Here is a 15744-nt window from a genome sequence, read left to right on the forward strand (position 1 = left end):
CATGCTTAGGACTGGTTACCTATTATTATGTTAAGCCGTAAAGATTAGAGCTTATGTATTGGATGTAATAATAAGTATATAGAGTAAATATTTTTAAGAGGGGTAGTAAAAATGCTAACGGATAAGGTTTGCCTTGTAACTGGTGGTGCTCAAGGTATTGGTCGCTGTATTGTCGAAACCTTTGCTAACCAAGGCGCAAAGCATGTATATGTTTGTGATATGAATTTTGGCGCTATGGCCGATTTAGAACAACAATTTCCTAATGTAACTGCACTCGAATTAAATGTATGCGATAGAGCTAACGTATCAGATGCGATCACAAAAATCGCACAACAGTATGGAACCATTGATGTATTAGTGAATAACGCAGGTATCACACGGGATAACTTAATTGAAAATATGTCCGAGAATGATTGGGATCTTGTTATTGATGTCAATTTGAAAGGTGTATTTAACATGACACAAGCCGTTGCTCCGTTAATGATGGCTTCAGGATCGGGTTCTATTATCACAATGTCATCTGTGGTTGGTACAGACGGTAATATTGGTCAAACCAACTATGCAGCGACAAAAGCTGGCGTGATTGCAATGACAAAATCATGGTCAAAAGAGTTTGCACGTAAAGGGGCAAAAGTACGTGCCAATTGTGTTGCACCTGGTTTTATTGAAACACCAATGACAGTCGATTTACCTGAAAAAGTTATTGATTATATGGTTTCTAAAACGCCGCTCAAACGTATGGGATTGGCGCAAGATATTGCAAATGGTGTGCTATTTTTAGCAAGTGACAATTCAAGCTTCATTACTGGTCAAACATTGAAAGTCGATGGCGGACTCGTTATATAGAGTCAATACATAATTCGCCTCCCTATCTATATTTAGGCTAGGGAGGCTTATATCTTGTAGCAATATGTTTCTGGAACGAGTAAAGCGTAGAATATTAGTTACAAAATAGGCATTAAAGCAATGTAGATTGAATTTCGAACAATTCCAGTGGTTAAATAAACATCATAATTTCTGTAATAGTTATGTTTTTACACTTAATTGTCAGGGTTATGCAAGATATTAGGGTGTTGCTAATATTTTCAATGCTTTCCACTTGAAAAGCATTAAACTGCGTCGACTTATGCTTTTAGGATTGATGTAGTGGTCACCTTTTTTATACAAAATATAGGTGTTGAGAGTCTAGTTCTATTACTTCTCGCTGTTATTTTATTGTTTTATTCAATGCAGAAAGAAAATATTTGGCTAAGCCGTTTGGCGCTTATATTAATGGTTTGCGGTGGGGCCGCCTTGATGAATAAACAATACCAAGAGTATCAGTCTTTTTCTGATCAATTAAATATAAAGCATGATTACAGTGGCTTTGTTGATATTCCATAAACCTGTTAGCACATTGTCGCGATAGTGACTTGGTTTGACTTAAAGAGGGCATAAATAGACATACCGACACGGAGGTTTTCTTCTATTAGATCTTGATTGTCTACTAATGCACAGACGGTAATATCATCATTTAATGCGATAGCAACTTCGGTTGATTTCGTATCTTGCTGAATCGACGTTATCGTGCCTAATAATTGGTTATCAAAGCGATCACGCTTTCCGTGGATCATGTTCTCTTCACTACAAACTGTGATCGCTGGACCTTTAATCAGGGCAACAACATCTTTGTTTTTTACTAATTGAAGTTTTACCGTACTGCCATGGGTGATCGTAGCATAGATATTATGTGTGTCGGTAAGTGTAATCGTAACGCGATCATGCAAGCTATGACGTTCGATAGAGCCAATGCGTCCAAAGAATTGATTTCTCGCACTTGTCTGTAATGAAAAACGAGACATGACACCTAATAAACTATCTAACGGGGCGCTTTCATCATTTAAGGCCTTTAAGCCCATATCTTGAATTTGATTCAGCAGCTCATACATTTGCACTAATCGTAATCCAAATCGCGTTAGATCCGCACCACCACCACCTTTACCGCCTTTTTCACTTGTGACAAGTGCAGATCCCGCAAGAAGATTCATATCCTTAACGGCATCAAAAGCAGCTTTATAACTGATACCTGCGAGTTTTGCTCCTTTGCTTATCGAGCCTGTTTGGTGGATAGCATTGAGTAGAGCAATACGACGAGGGTTGGCGAAAATCTTATTTTCAATGAGAAGAGTAGAAATGGCAGTAAGGTTCATAACAGTAATTTGGTCTTATATTTTTTTCTATCTTAGCGCAGTTTACCCAGTAGGTATAATTTTAATATATAAGTAACCTTTTGTATTTATTATGATATTACTGTTTTAAGAGCAGTGAAGTTATTGAATAATCAAAAGATTAGCTATAACGCTGTTGGTTTTTTAAACTGTCTGTACCCACAATCAATGAGTACAGACAGTATATTAATCCAACGTAAAAGGGTTACGTTTGGCAATATGATCAGTAAGGTTACTGACTGATTCACAGCAACATTGTTCCATCACTTGCTGTAGTTGTTTTTTCAACATATTAATAGTGTGGTGACCACCGTTATGACCCAAGGCACCTACACCATACATAAAACTACGACCAAGAAAGGCAAACTCAATTCCTGTTGAGAGTGTACGAGCAATATCAGCCCCGTCACGAATACCACTGTCCATCATAATCGTAATTTGACCTTTGCATTTATCCATTATTTCAATGGATTTACTGATAGTAGAAGGTCCTGAATCTAATTGTCGACCACCATGGTTTGAGATAATGATGCCGTCTAAGCCAAGCGCAATTGCTTTTTGACTGTCTTCAACCGTTGATAAGCCTTTTAAGACTAGGTTGCCTTTCCACTTGTCACGTAAGCGTGCGACTTTGTCTTCACTTAACCGACCATTAAAGGTTTTATCCATGAATAATGCGAGATGGTGCATGTCCATCGAGCCTGACATATATTTGGACAAAGTTTCGAACTGAGGTTGTCCTTTTTTCAACGTGGCTATTGCCCACTTTGGTGACAATAGTATTTCGACAATGTTTTGCCATGTCATTTTAGGCGGCATAGCTAAACCATTACGGATTTCTTTTGGGCGATAAGCAAAAGTAGGGACATCAGAAAGTAATACTAATGTTTTGATTCCAGCGTCTTCACAGCGTTTAAGTAAGTCATCTGTAATCTTGTCATCAACAGGGTGATAGAGCTGGAACCATGCTTTACCTTCTGTGATTTCGGCAATCTTCTCAATCGGAGAGGTTGAAACAGTACTAAGAATAAAAGGCACATTTTGCTCAAAAGCGGCTTGCGCCAATATTTCAGGCGCATTTGGCCAAATCAAACCTTGTAAACCCACAGGGCTGATACCAAATGGCGCATCATACGTTTCGCCAAACAGGGTGGTTTTTAAAGAAATCGAATTGTAATCACGAAGATAATAGGGGATTAGCTCAATTTGGCGAATATCATGAGTATTACGTTTGAGTCCCATTTCAATGTTGCAGCCGCCATCGACATATTCAAATGCAAACTTAGGTAAGTTGAATTTCGCTTTACGGCGAAGGTATTCAACATCAGGGTAATGGGTATTAAAATAATCCTTCATTTTTATTATCTCATTTTGACAAGTGCAAATAACATAGATCAATTGAATTGATTATGAACGTGATATTTACAATATCTAAAAAACAAAAAATGGAATAAATAAAAATAGTTAACAGTGTTTCCATTTTTATATTTTCTTGTAAAGAGAAGCTTATTTATTATCCTGAATAGATAACTCAATAATGGTAATTGATTTTGGAATTAAACGGATATTAAAAAATGAAAATGGAGGATTAATATAGATAAAAATTATATTCATCAGAGTCGAAAGGGAACCGAATGAAACAGACAATCGCGCGTTATATCACTCGTTTTTTATCACAAGCGGGTGTGGAACGGATCTGGGGTGTGACAGGGGATTCATTAAATGGGATCAGCGATAGTATTCGAGCGGAAGGTAAAATCCGTTGGATGGGAACCCGACACGAAGAAGTGGCTGCTTTTGCTGCAGGTGCAGAAGCGGAACTCACAGGTAAATTAGCTGTTTGTGCTGGCTCTTGTGGTCCTGGCAATATGCATCTTATTAACGGGCTTTATAACTGTTATAGAAATCGCGTTCCCGTATTAGCTATTGCTTCTGATATCCCTTCTTCTGAAGTGGGCAGCCATTATTTTCAAGAAACTGATCCAAAAGCACTGTATAAAGAATGCAGTATATTTTGTGAAACCTTAACCCATCCAGAACAAATGCCACAATTGCTTGAAACGGCAATGCGACAAGCCATTTTAAAACAGGGTGTTAGTGTTATTGTATTGCCCGGTGACATTGCACTACAAAATATGCCAAGTAATGCTGATTTAAAACGTTGGCAACAACCATTATTACCTGTTATTGCACCCGAAGCGACATTAGTTACTGCAGCTGCAGATCTGCTACAGCATAGTGCTAAGTGCGTTATTATGGCGGGCGCTGGTTGTAAATTTGCCCATGATGAAGTGGTCACACTCGCGAAGACACTTAAAGCGCCGATTGTGCATGCATTACGCGGGAAAGAATATTTAGAACATCATAATCCTTATGATATTGGTATGACGGGGTTAATTGGTTTTTCATCGGGCTATCATGCGTTAGAGCAAGCCGATACGGTAATTTTATTAGGCACTGGCTTCCCTTTCCGCGCATTTTATCCCGCTAAAGCAAAAATTATTCAAATTGATATCGATCCTGCGAGTATTGGTCGTCATACCCAAGTTGATCTCGGTATCGTGGCTGATGTAAAAGTCTTTGTTGAACAACTATTAGTACAGTTAACAGAGAAAACTGACGAAGATTTCCTTAATACATGTTTGGCGCATTATAAAAAAACGCGAAAAGATTTTGATGTGTTAACTCAAGTTAAACAGGGAAAAACACTTATTCACCCTCAGACATTGAATAAATTAATAAGTGAAAAAGCAGCAGAAGATGCCATCTTTACTTGTGATGTAGGCACACCAACATTGTGGGCTGCTCGTTATTTACAATTAAATGGTCAACATCGATTAATTGGCTCTTTTTCACATGGTTCAATGGCAAATGCGATGGCACAAGCTATCGGTATTCAAGCCGCAGCACCTGAGCGCCAAGTGATTGCAATGTGTGGTGATGGCGGTTTCTCTATGTTAATGGGGGACTTATTAACCCTTAAACCCTATAAGTTGCCTTTAAAAATTGTGGTACTCAATAATAGTTCATTAGGTTTTGTTGCGATGGAAATGAAAGCAGCAGGATTACTGTCAGACTCAACTGATTTAGCCAATCCAAGTTTTGCTGCTATTGCTGAAGCATGTGGCATTACCGGTATTAAAGTAGATGATGTGACTAAACTACCTGAAGCAATTGATGAGTTGTTAGCAACAGAAGGACCAGCATTGTTAGAAGTCATTTCAAATAAAGATGAATTAATGATGCCACCGACCATCGAACTTAAACAAGCTGCTGGATTTGGATTATATATGCTAAAAGCAATGTTTAATAAGCACGGAAACCAGTTAATCGATGTTGTTAAAAGTGATGCATAACGTGACTAACTAATAACCTAAACGTTGGCTAAAATAAAACCTTGTTCTTTAATCGCTTATATTAAATAAGAGAGTAAGGACAAGGTTTTATTTGTGCTTCATCATTAGAGAACCATCAATCAATGGTTTCAAAGTAGAATTTGTAGTCGCGAACTCCATCTATTTGAACGCCTTTCTCTCTTAATTCCAGAAACTGTTTGAGTTTAATTGTTCTAAAATCCATTGCTTTAAGCGCAAGAATGATTCGTAGATCATCCATTGAACGTGATTTAGCTTCAGAGCTACACGTACCGCAAACAACATGCGCTTTTTGTTTAAAGCCTACCTTATTAAGCCAGTTTAGCTCTTTGGGATCTTTACGAGTGCCACAAAAGTAACAGCAATTGTCTTGTTTTAGTGCGGCTTCTTCCCTTAATGCTTTAGGGCTAGGTGATGTAGTGGGTGAAGTCGCGCTATTTTTCTTATTACCGCTGAATGCAGAGAACTGAACGACATTAGACATTTTGATTGCTCTTACTTATTAAGGAAAATTGATTAAAATTGAACATGATTTTAACGTACCTGTATATCCTATTTCTTGTGCATTCAGTTAGTCAAATATTCATAAAGTAACTAATGATGTTCAAAGTACGGTCATCGCAATGAAGAAGCAAGGTAGAGAATACTGGTTCACTTTTTGAACAAAGCTCAGTGCTTATATCAAGATAAGGATACGTGGCGCGTAAACCACGCAGTTCCCGAAAATGTTGTTTAAGATCTTTTTGGTTAATGTATAAGGCGATTTATCAATTAGAAACATAATGCGAGGCAACGCACGACTATAAACATCAATCGTGGCAGGGTGTTTACCATGCAATACGAGACAGGTAAGTTGTTGTTCATAAAATACGCTGAGTGATATTGTTACTTCCACTATTGCTCGCCATTTAGTAAGGCGTTAAATCAAAGGATGGTTTATGTCTATAGCAACGGGTATTGCACTATTTCTTGCGATGCTTCTATCTGCCGCTATTCCGGGACCAAGTGTGCTCGCTGTTATATCGAGATCTCTTACTTATGGTTGGAAACAAGGCTTATTAGTTGTGCTCGGAGTGGTACTCGCTGATTACATCTTTATCTTTCTAGCTTTGTCGGGTCTATCTGTGGTTGCAAACGCTATGGGTGAGTTTGCTATCGTCATAAAATATGTAGGAATTACCTATCTCTTTTGGTTGGCTTATGTCACATGGACTTCTGATGTTTCTATAACATCAACACGAGTTCATGATAAAGGGATAAAAACTTCAAGTGTGGCTGTTGGTATGTTAATGACTTTATCTAACCCCAAAGCGATATTGTTTTATATGGGGTTCTTTCCCGCGTTTATAGATCTACAGTCAACTTCACTGTCAGACGTTATTATTATTTTTATGATTTCGACGATATCTGTCGGTGGGACACTAAGTCTCTATGCTTGTATTACGTCAAGGGTAAGTTTTGTATTTGAGGGAAAGAAAGTGAAGAAGTTACTTAACAAGTTCTCTGGCGGTTTTTTAGCAACCTGTGGGGTTTTGTTAGCAACAAAGGCTTAAAGTAGCGGACACCTATCTAACATGTTTGAAGTCCAAAAGATCTTAAGTAAGTAATCAGTGCCAATAGCATTAAGAGTTACGCTATAAGTAAGCACTACAAAGCTGATAGGTTAGGGGAAAGGCTAATATTTATTGTTAGATAAAATAAAACCTTACGTCTGAATAACTTATTTGAACAAGTAAACAGTCGCAAGGTTTTATCGGTTTATTTACTTACCAGCTATATTTAGGCGAGCAAAACGGATTTTTGGCGCATAGAAGCTTCGATTGTAATCGTGTTCTAATACATTACTTACCGCGTCTATTTCTTTGAGCATTTGGTAGAAGTTACCTGCTACCGTAATACCACGTACTGCTTGAATACGTTGACCATCACGACATAAGAAACCACTTGCACCAAATGAGAAATCACCACTGATAGCATCTGCGCCAGAATGAACGCCTTGCAATTCAACAAGCTCTACATATTCACCACTTGTTGTATCATCAACGCTACTTGCGCCAACTGAAATAACCGTGTGACGAGAGCCAACACCTAATCCACCTTTTGCAGAGCGTGATGCATTTGCGGTGTTTTCGATCCCGAAGTAACTCGCGGTATGGCTATTGTGCAGCAAGCTATTTAGTTGACCTTCACCGACTAGAACAGTATCGCGAGTGGCAAAACCTTCGCTATCAAAGGCTTTAATAGAAAAACCGCCTTCAATATAAGCCTTGTCAGTGATGGTAATAAGTGAACTCGCCACTTGGCTACCAATCGCATCACGCCAAGGGTTAATGCCTTTCATTGCAGCTTGACCAGAAGTACACATTCCAAATGCACCGAATAAGCTACTAAGTGAGCTTAGGGTGAAAATGATAGGGTATTGCTTGGTAGCGATAGGTGAACCATCGAGTAGGGCTTTTGCCATGTCATAGCCATAGTTAATACAGAAGTTAGCATCTAACTCACTGAACTTACGACCTGATGACATACCGCCATGCATCGCTTGCTTGCCGTCTTTTTCAATTAAGCTGTAAGCGTAACAGTAGGTCGAACGCTCACTGTGATGGCAAAGCGTACCTTGAGTATTCGCTAAAATCACATGGGCATCTGATTCAGCAAAGCCATTGTATGGGGCACTTTTAGCGTCAGGCTTGCTTACTATACCTTGCTCTAGTGATAGGGCGAGAGCGATCTTTTGATCTACATCGCCATCATCATTTTGGTAAATCTCGTTTAAATCTGTGCTAATTTTGCTATCAATACAGCTAATAGTTTGATGCGGATCTTGCTGTGAATATTCGGCGTTCAATAGCGCGTTATCAACCATTAGATCAAGGCTAGTTGGATCTAATGACTCAGAATAGCTGGTGGCAATACGTTGATCTTTTACCACGCGTACGCCAATCACTTGTCCTGACGTTACCTTGTATTCATCGAGCTCGCCATTATTCGCTTTAAGCGAGAAGTTATTGCTGCGATTCGCAATCACATCAGCACTCGCGCCTTTTTGAGTTACACGCTCAAGCACATGGTCGATGGCTTGCTGTAATTTATTTTGATCAGCCATTAGTTACCACCTCCCACAAGAATATTATCAACTTTCAATGCAGCTTGACCCACAGTTGTCGGCACTGAGCCACTGACAGAACCACACATACCAGCCGCAAGGGCAAAATCATTACCAACCATACTGATTTCTTTTAATACTTTAGGACCAGTACTAATTAGAGTTGCAGATTTTAATGGCTTAGTGATTTTACCGTTTTCAACAAGATAGGCTTCTTGCACTGCAAAGTTAAACTCACCTGTACCGGGTTGAACTGAACCACCACCCATTTTCTTAGCGTAAATACCGCGCTCAACACCAGCGAGCATATCGTCAAGGCTACTATCACCGGGTTCGATAAAGGTATTACGCATACGTGAAGTTGGCGCAAATTTATATGATTGACGACGACCAGAGCCTGTACGAGCAAAGCCTGTTTTCATGCCGCCCATGCGATCAACCATAAAGCTAGTAAGTTTACCGTCTTTAATAAGCTGAGTGCGTTGGGTTTCCATGCCTTCATCATCAATATTGATAGAGCCCCATTCGTTTACCATAGTGCCATCATCCACTGCGTTCACGACTGAATTGGCAATGGTTTCGCCCATTTTATCGTAGAAAACAGAGGCTTTTTTCGCAACGGAGGTGGTTTCAAGCAAGTGACCACACGCTTCGTGGAAGATTACACCACCAAAACCATTACCGATGATCACTGGCATTTCGCCTGATGGACAAGCATCAGCAAACAGTTTAACCATCGCTTGTTTAGCCACATCTTGACCTAACTGCTCTGGATTGACCTTGCTATTAAATTCCCAGCCAGTGAATGCCCCTGGTGCTTCATAGCCAGTGGATTGTTCGCTACCATTTTGCGCGACGGCATTAGCTGAAATACGGGTATAATGGCGAGTATCACCAATGTGTAAACCTTCAGAGTTGAAGATTTCAATCTGTTGTTCACGTTGGCCAATGTTACCGATGAACTGGCTGATCTTTTCATTTTCAGCACGAGCAGCTTCATCTGCTTGGCGTAAAAACGCAATTTTTGCTGCCATGTTAGCGTCTTGGCTTAATGGTAACTGGCAACTGTGTTTATTAGTAAAGCGGTTTAAATTCAAACTACCAGCAGATAAAATTTGTTCACGTTTATCTTTTGCTGCCAGTAGGCTAGTAACGCGTTTCAATTCATCTTCGTCTGTACTGTTGGTGTAGCCATATAAAACTTTAAAGCCGAAAAATAGACGAATACCGATACCAAAATCGATCCCTGAGTTGATTTTATCTATCTCACCTGAAATTAACTGCACAGAGTTAGATTGGTGATGTTCAACAAAGAGTTCAGCAAAATCGGCACCTAAAAATAGCGCATGATCGATGACTGCTTTAGCAGTGCTAGGGTTTAGCATGTGTGCTCCCTTGTGTTTTTATGAGCTCTATTTAATAAACTAGCAGTTTTTTGTTATTTCTTCCTCTATTGGTGAAATAGGAAGAAACGATTAAATACTGAGTTATCAGTGAGTAACTGTAATGCGTTAGTTGTTCTCAACTGAAGGCAAAATAATAGAGCGAAGAATTTGTTCAAGTTCATCCCAAGGTAAAACTTCACTATCAATCACTTCAATGCGGGATTCAAAACCTTCGAGTGATAGTTCGTTAACTGAAACCACTTGGTTTACAACATTAAAGGCAAAACAACCATTTTCAGTATTCACGACAGCTTTTACACGGTTCGCATTTAAGCTTGAGAATAGACTGAAAAGCTTTGAAAATTCAAAATGTTGATCGGCGGCAAAGAACCAACCACAACTGTGGAACCCTTGACCGTGGTTTTCTTTACGAATGAATTGCTGCCCTGGTAATAGCTCAATCTCTGGCTCAGGGGCGAGATCGTGGTGGTGATCGTCGTGATGATGGTGATGGCTGTGTTGTGCAGCGCGATCAATTCGTGGAATATCAAGCCACTCAAGTTCTAGCTTACCGAGTTCTACTTCACCGATTAAGGCTTTTTTTGGTTCGGCTTGTTCAATCGCTGACTGGAAAGTGAAAAGATCGTAGTCATCACATTGGTCGATCTTGTTAGCAACGACAACGTCGGCAAGAGCAAGCTGATCTTGGAAGTTTTCATTATTAGTATAGAAACTATCAGCAAAGTGACGAGGGTCAACAAGGGTGATGGTGGCACGTAAATCGACGTAATCTGCATACACTCCTGAAGTTAGCTTATTGATCACTTCTTTTGGATGGCCTAATCCTGTTGGCTCTAATAGTAAGCGATCAGGTTTTTGCGCCAGTAGGGCATTAATACCAACAGACATAGGTAATCCAGCGACGCAGCACATGCAGCCACCAGGAACTTCTTTGATAATGGCACCTTGTTGTTCGAGAATTGCGCCATCGACGCCAACATTGCCAAACTCATTGATAAGAATTGCCCATTTTTCATTTTCAGGTTTACGAGCAAGAAGAGAAAGAATCGCTGTTGTTTTACCAGCACCTAAAAAGCCAGTAATAATGTTGGTTGGAATACGTTTCATGTTGTGCTGATCTCTATACGTCTACATTCTGTAATTTGTTTATTCTACCGTATGTTACAGAGTAACGGTATTTCGATGAAAAAAGCAAAAATGTGGATGTGTTGAGTCATTCATTTGTATAAAGATGAATAGGAAGCCTAATGGTTGGCTTCCTGATATTGTCTTTGAACGCGGGAGTTGAAACTAAATATAATTTTTTGCTTCACTGTATGCCTCGATCTCTAAAGGCGTGCTGTTGTAACCGTAGATATAAATTTGCATCAAATATTGCCGAATTTGTTCTTGTACACCGCGTTGTTCAAATTGACGAACATGAATAAGTTCATGGGCTAAGAGTTCACGATTATCTCGTTCTTTATTTTTGATCCAAATACCATATCCATAGGTGTATCCCGCCATATTAGACCCCGCATAACCAGATTTTTTGGCTAATTGTGCTAATGTTGGATCTGTAGGAAATGGAAGTGTGTTGGTGTAATAAACATGCACTTTTTCCGGGTGTTTAATACCGATACGTTTGGCAATAGCTAATGCTTGCTTATTCAGTAGTTGACCTTTTTCTTGCGCGATTTTCTCTTGTTGTTTTACATATTCTGTCGCTGCGGGAAGAATAGCATTAATGCTTTCTGTTAATTTTGCAGGTGGGTTAGCGTAAATTTCATCTCTATTAATACACCCTGAAATTAATAGTGTGAACATGAGGATACATGCCAATCTCATAACGATTCCTTTTTAAGTTTTCTACTTTCTTGTGTTATTAGGCATCGTATATAAGTGAATACTTGAGTGTTCCACTTTTACATAATAATACGAGCTATTTCACGAAAGTTGGAAAGAGTGATGAAAGCAGAGTATTTGAGAGTGAACTTGTTAATTAAGACTTTAAAATAGGTATTATTGATAACGGTTAGTTGCGTGTTAAAAACGTCAAATTTGCAGCATAGATGAAAAATGTTATTTTAGTGACTATTTTAACTTGTTGATAAATAAAGGCTGTCGCGTTTATGTCAGGCTTGTGACGTGATGTTTTTGATAAGATACCGTTAGGCTTTGGCGGAAAGTAGCAAAAAGGATTTGTAATGATTATTCGAAAATTACGACTACAACGTGGTTGGTCTCAGGAGCAACTTTCTCAATTAAGTGGATTAAGTATTCGTACGATTCAACGTATTGAGCAAGGACAAAAAGCGGGGCTAGAATCACTCAAATCTTTAGCTGCTGTGTTTGAAATACAAGTATCAGATCTTCAAATGGAGCCGCCAATGAATAAAGAAATCAGTGTTACAGAAGACGAAAAAAAAGCGCTTGAATATGTAAAGAGTATTAAAGAGTTTTACTCACACTTAGTCACGTACCTTTTTGTTATAAGTGGATTGTTCGTGATTAACTATTTTACGAGTCCTGGTTATTGGTGGGCAGTATGGCCTGCATTGGGCTGGGGGATTGGTATTGTGAGCCATGCGCTTAGTGCGTTTGAAGTCCTTAATATTTTCGGTCCTGAGTGGGAAAAAAAGCAAGTAGAAAAACGCTTGGGTCGAAAGCTATAACTTTAAAAGTAAGTTATTATCCCCGATTTAAATAACTACATAGAGTGGTTGAACATAGCCCTATACTTTATTTTAACATAATAAAGATAGGGTTATTTTACATATACCTACGGTTTCTTATTCTCTAAAAGAAGCAAACAAGTATAAATATGCGATATCGTTTTAACGACATAATCATGATAGGTTAACCATTCATGTAAGTGATATGTTTTGGTGTGTTAATGCTATCTTCCGTCGTCCGTAAAATCTGGTATACCCCCTCAGTTAACTTTGGTTTTCGTGCATTCAGTGCAATGTTATTGATTATTTCACTAGGTCTAATTTCTGGACAAGTCAATTATGCAATGACGGCATTAATGACATTACCAGCGGCTTTAATTAGTGGATTAGATATTGCTGGACCGAGACGATGGGCGCGTTTTTTGATCTCATCAGTGGTGTGGATTAGTGCGTTGTTACTGTCTTATTTTATGCTTACTTTTGCTATTCCATTGTGGGTTATTTATGGGGTGTTATCGATATTAGCTGCAGGCTGTGCCCTGAATGGTCCTTTTTGGGGACGATTAGGTATATCTAGTTTATTGATTACTGTTATGGCCTTGTCACTGCATAACTCAAAAGCTGACATGTATTCCTATTTGATGCTGGTTTTAGGTCCATTAGGTTTTTCTTTATTCAGTTGGGCTTGGTTTGCATTATGGAAACACTATGCGCTAAAAGTGGGTTTAATTGCTATTTACGATCAACTTAATGCGTTTTTTAAACACCGAACCCAGTTTTTATTGGGAGAAGGTATCGAGAAAAAAGCAATAGAAACCAAATATCAATTGATTGAATTGTTTGAGCAAGCCGTTCAATCTGAGTCATTTCTATTATCAAAAAACGATGTAAATTCTTTAAAACAAGAGTTATTCCTTGCCGCTGACATTTTTGAAGGTTTGATAAGTTGTCATACTAGAAATAAAGATCTGATCAGTCAGTTTCAACATGATAAAGAGAAACGTAATCTGTTGATAAAATGGAGTGAAAATTGTCAGCAGAGGTTATTGTGTAAAGCGAAAGCGCTTCAACATACACAAGTTATACCCCCTACAGAATCATGTATTGCCATCGCAGATGAATTAATAGATGCAGTTCAAGCAGAGTTAAATCAGCAAACAAGGTTTCGTTACTGGGCGGCAAGTATTAAATATCTCTCTCGTCGGATTGAACTTGAACAACCATCGTTTGAAAGACAAATTGAAATACAACCCTTTGAATTAGCTTGGCATTGGCCAAAGAAGAATAACCCAATATGGCGACATGTAGCGCGTTTCTCGTTGATTTTTACTTTGGGTGCTTTTATTGCTGACTCATTTCATTTAGCGCATCCAGAGTGGGTATTTATTTCAATTATAATGGTTATCCAACCGAGCTTTTCATCGATCAGAAGTAAAATATGGCAAAGATGGCTTGGCACAGGCTCAGGTTTATTATTTGCGACTGGGGTGATTTTCCTTGGTATATCGGATCTCCAAGTTTATATACTGTTAACCATACTACTGACAGTTGCGATGTTTAATATTCTTAAAAATTATGCACTTGCGATTGGTTGTATTACAGCTATGTTGGTGTTGGTGTTCCAAGTTATTGCTAGCAGTGGCATTGATATTGTTGTTCCTCGTATGATAGATAATCTTATCGGGTGCTCTTTAGTGTTAGTGGGTTACAGCTTACTTTGGCCACAATGGAGAGGAAAAGAGATCCACGCTCAATCGATTAAAGCACTTCAAGCATCTAAAACCTTATTCTTGATGTGTTATGAGGAACTTCAATCTGAAAGTAATAAGATTGAGCCCACTCAATTTGGTAAAAAGCGTTTGGATATGTTATCGAAAGAGCGAGGGTTAGAGCTGATTTATAATGAGATGCAGAACGAGCCTCGTTTCACACGCCGTGATCCTCAATACTATGAAGAAATGCTCAGTCATTATCGTTTGCTGTCTTACTATCTGTGTTTACTTATTCCTCTTGCGAGAAATGGAACCACAATACATAGTCTAACGGACTGGGAAGGGACGATTAATAGTGCAATGGATGCTTTGATTTCAAGCATTCAAGATGAAAAAGTCGTTGAGCTTCCATATTTTGATGAGACAAACATACCAATGACTTCAGATAACCCGACTAATGAGCAAGCAGCCTATGAGTTGGTTTGGTTATCTTTAATGGCTGTAAAACAAATGCATGATCTCGTACGTGATAAATACTTACAAGTTGCTAGTTAAGCCAATTAATGGGCTATGAAGTGTTTAGGAGAGAGTGAACAACTGTTCACTCTCTTTTTTATATGAATATAAACCTAGTCTTCATGCATTACTGTTGAGTAAGAAACGATGTTATGAAATACAACTGTTTCTGTCACTGCACGATAGTCATGAGGTTTATCTGCCTCAAATCGAATACTTTCACCTTTGGATAAATAGTGCCATTTATCATCGATATACACTCCTAACTCTCCCTCAGTAACAACAGAATGCTCAATAGTTCCAACCTTGTGCGGTGACGAATGCTGCGTATGAAAGTGGGTTAGTGTGATTTCGAACATCTCAAATTTAACCGTAGGATCATAAGCGATTAACGTTTTCACATGCATATCGATATCGGCTGGAAAGATCCTTCCATCAGTATCATTTAGATCACTAAAGAAAGCAGTGAATGAGGAATTCAAACCACTAGATATCTTCCACAAGGTTGCCACGGTTGGGCTCGATTCTTTACGCTCTATTTGTCCTAGCATGGCTTTAGATACACCCGTTAACTTTGATGTTGCATCTAGGCTAAGTTTTTGTTTCTCACGCAATGCTTTTAAATGTTTCGATATTCTGGCTTTAAAAATTTCTTCGTTCATCATTCTTTCCTATTGTGCGCTATAGCGCACAATGATAAAGTTCCACCTGTGCGCTATAACGTACAAATAAATCCATCTGTATTGTGCGCTATAGCGCACATGATAGC

14 protein-coding genes are annotated in these 15744 nt (G+C 38.8%); 6 read left to right on the forward strand and 8 right to left on the reverse strand.

Features of this window, described 5'->3' with window-relative positions:
* The first annotated feature begins 111 nt into the window (after window positions 1–111).
* Both CTN01_RS13380 and CTN01_RS13385 read left to right on the forward strand, forming a co-directional pair.
* On the forward strand, window positions 112–846 hold the full coding sequence (locus tag CTN01_RS13380) for a beta-ketoacyl-ACP reductase (protein WP_045082002.1): 735 nt from the start codon (window positions 112–114) through the stop codon (window positions 844–846).
* A 300-nt stretch (window positions 847–1146) separates the two neighbouring features.
* Window positions 1147–1383: a hypothetical protein gene (locus CTN01_RS13385; RefSeq protein ID WP_045148818.1), complete on the forward strand. Its 237-nt coding sequence runs from the start codon at window positions 1147–1149 to the stop codon at window positions 1381–1383.
* A gap of 5 nt (window positions 1384–1388) precedes the next feature.
* Here CTN01_RS13385 and CTN01_RS13390 read toward each other — a convergent pair whose 3' ends face one another.
* The gene (locus CTN01_RS13390; protein ID WP_045148820.1) at window positions 1389–2189 is read right to left on the reverse strand and encodes a TOBE domain-containing protein; all 801 of its coding nucleotides are present in this window, start codon (window positions 2187–2189) and stop codon (window positions 1389–1391) included.
* A gap of 204 nt (window positions 2190–2393) precedes the next feature.
* Window positions 2394–3563, reverse strand: a complete 1170-nt coding sequence (locus CTN01_RS13395; RefSeq protein WP_045127392.1) for an alpha-hydroxy acid oxidase — start codon at window positions 3561–3563, stop codon at window positions 2394–2396.
* A 278-nt stretch (window positions 3564–3841) separates the two neighbouring features.
* On the opposite strand from CTN01_RS13395, the gene poxB reads away from it, so the two are divergent.
* Entirely contained in the window at window positions 3842–5563 is a 1722-nt protein-coding gene (gene poxB / locus CTN01_RS13400) for a ubiquinone-dependent pyruvate dehydrogenase (RefSeq protein ID WP_107342169.1), read from the forward strand.
* A gap of 115 nt (window positions 5564–5678) precedes the next feature.
* Here poxB and CTN01_RS13405 read toward each other — a convergent pair whose 3' ends face one another.
* The gene (locus CTN01_RS13405) at window positions 5679–6065 is read right to left on the reverse strand and encodes a hypothetical protein (protein WP_045148822.1); all 387 of its coding nucleotides are present in this window, start codon (window positions 6063–6065) and stop codon (window positions 5679–5681) included.
* A 454-nt stretch (window positions 6066–6519) separates the two neighbouring features.
* On the opposite strand from CTN01_RS13405, the gene CTN01_RS13415 reads away from it, so the two are divergent.
* Window positions 6520–7134 carry a LysE family translocator gene (locus CTN01_RS13415; protein ID WP_045148824.1) on the forward strand — a complete coding sequence of 205 codons (615 nt, stop codon included), beginning with the start codon at window positions 6520–6522 and terminating at the stop codon, window positions 7132–7134.
* 209 nt (window positions 7135–7343) lie between these two features.
* Here the strand turns inward: CTN01_RS13415 and CTN01_RS13420 are convergent, their stop codons facing one another.
* The 4 genes from CTN01_RS13420 to CTN01_RS13435 all read right to left on the reverse strand — a co-directional run bounded on the left by CTN01_RS13420 (window position 7344) and on the right by CTN01_RS13435 (window position 11920).
* Window positions 7344–8687 (reverse strand): TldD/PmbA family protein, encoded by a 1344-nt coding sequence (locus CTN01_RS13420; RefSeq protein ID WP_045148826.1) that lies wholly within the window; start codon window positions 8685–8687, stop codon window positions 7344–7346.
* Window positions 8687–10072 carry a TldD/PmbA family protein gene (locus tag CTN01_RS13425; RefSeq protein ID WP_045148827.1) on the reverse strand — a complete coding sequence of 462 codons (1386 nt, stop codon included), beginning with the start codon at window positions 10070–10072 and terminating at the stop codon, window positions 8687–8689. The genes CTN01_RS13420 and CTN01_RS13425 overlap by 1 nt, the downstream gene beginning before the upstream one ends.
* 126 nt (window positions 10073–10198) lie before the next feature.
* Entirely contained in the window at window positions 10199–11200 is a 1002-nt protein-coding gene (locus CTN01_RS13430) for a CobW family GTP-binding protein (protein WP_107342170.1), read from the reverse strand.
* 183 nt (window positions 11201–11383) lie between these two features.
* Window positions 11384–11920, reverse strand: a complete 537-nt coding sequence (locus CTN01_RS13435) for an eCIS core domain-containing protein (RefSeq protein WP_045082010.1) — start codon at window positions 11918–11920, stop codon at window positions 11384–11386.
* A 359-nt stretch (window positions 11921–12279) separates the two neighbouring features.
* Here CTN01_RS13435 and CTN01_RS13440 point away from each other — a divergent pair, with 359 nt between their 5' ends.
* Complete coding sequence (locus CTN01_RS13440) at window positions 12280–12747, forward strand: 2TM domain-containing protein (RefSeq protein ID WP_045148828.1); 468 nt, start codon at window positions 12280–12282, stop codon at window positions 12745–12747.
* 215 nt (window positions 12748–12962) lie between these two features.
* On the forward strand, window positions 12963–15014 hold the full coding sequence (locus tag CTN01_RS13445) for an FUSC family protein (protein ID WP_408669346.1): 2052 nt from the start codon (window positions 12963–12965) through the stop codon (window positions 15012–15014).
* 74 nt (window positions 15015–15088) lie between these two features.
* On the opposite strand, the gene CTN01_RS13450 is transcribed toward CTN01_RS13445, so the two are convergent.
* Window positions 15089–15637: a helix-turn-helix domain-containing protein gene (locus CTN01_RS13450; protein WP_045082012.1), complete on the reverse strand. Its 549-nt coding sequence runs from the start codon at window positions 15635–15637 to the stop codon at window positions 15089–15091.
* Between the last annotated feature and the right edge of the window lie 107 nt (window positions 15638–15744).

Origin of the sequence: Photobacterium angustum (assembly GCF_003026365.1) — a bacterium.
In the GTDB taxonomy this organism is placed as follows: domain Bacteria; phylum Pseudomonadota; class Gammaproteobacteria; order Enterobacterales; family Vibrionaceae; genus Photobacterium; species Photobacterium angustum.

What these genes read in the sequence shown, in the direction of transcription:
- poxB (WP_107342169.1), top strand. Translation starts at nt 3,842, where the DNA reads ATGAAACAGACAATCGCGCGTTATATCACTCGTTTTTTATCACAAGCG.
- CTN01_RS13435 (WP_045082010.1), bottom strand. Translation starts at nt 11,920, where the DNA reads ATGAGATTGGCATGTATCCTCATGTTCACACTATTAATTTCAGGGTGT.
- CTN01_RS13415 (WP_045148824.1), top strand. Translation starts at nt 6,520, where the DNA reads ATGTCTATAGCAACGGGTATTGCACTATTTCTTGCGATGCTTCTATCT.
- CTN01_RS13440 (WP_045148828.1), top strand. Translation starts at nt 12,280, where the DNA reads ATGATTATTCGAAAATTACGACTACAACGTGGTTGGTCTCAGGAGCAA.
- CTN01_RS13430 (WP_107342170.1), bottom strand. Translation starts at nt 11,200, where the DNA reads ATGAAACGTATTCCAACCAACATTATTACTGGCTTTTTAGGTGCTGGT.
- CTN01_RS13450 (WP_045082012.1), bottom strand. Translation starts at nt 15,637, where the DNA reads ATGAACGAAGAAATTTTTAAAGCCAGAATATCGAAACATTTAAAAGCA.
- CTN01_RS13380 (WP_045082002.1), top strand. Translation starts at nt 112, where the DNA reads ATGCTAACGGATAAGGTTTGCCTTGTAACTGGTGGTGCTCAAGGTATT.
- CTN01_RS13395 (WP_045127392.1), bottom strand. Translation starts at nt 3,563, where the DNA reads ATGAAGGATTATTTTAATACCCATTACCCTGATGTTGAATACCTTCGC.
- CTN01_RS13425 (WP_045148827.1), bottom strand. Translation starts at nt 10,072, where the DNA reads ATGCTAAACCCTAGCACTGCTAAAGCAGTCATCGATCATGCGCTATTT.
- CTN01_RS13405 (WP_045148822.1), bottom strand. Translation starts at nt 6,065, where the DNA reads ATGTCTAATGTCGTTCAGTTCTCTGCATTCAGCGGTAATAAGAAAAAT.
- CTN01_RS13390 (WP_045148820.1), bottom strand. Translation starts at nt 2,189, where the DNA reads ATGAACCTTACTGCCATTTCTACTCTTCTCATTGAAAATAAGATTTTC.
- CTN01_RS13420 (WP_045148826.1), bottom strand. Translation starts at nt 8,687, where the DNA reads ATGGCTGATCAAAATAAATTACAGCAAGCCATCGACCATGTGCTTGAG.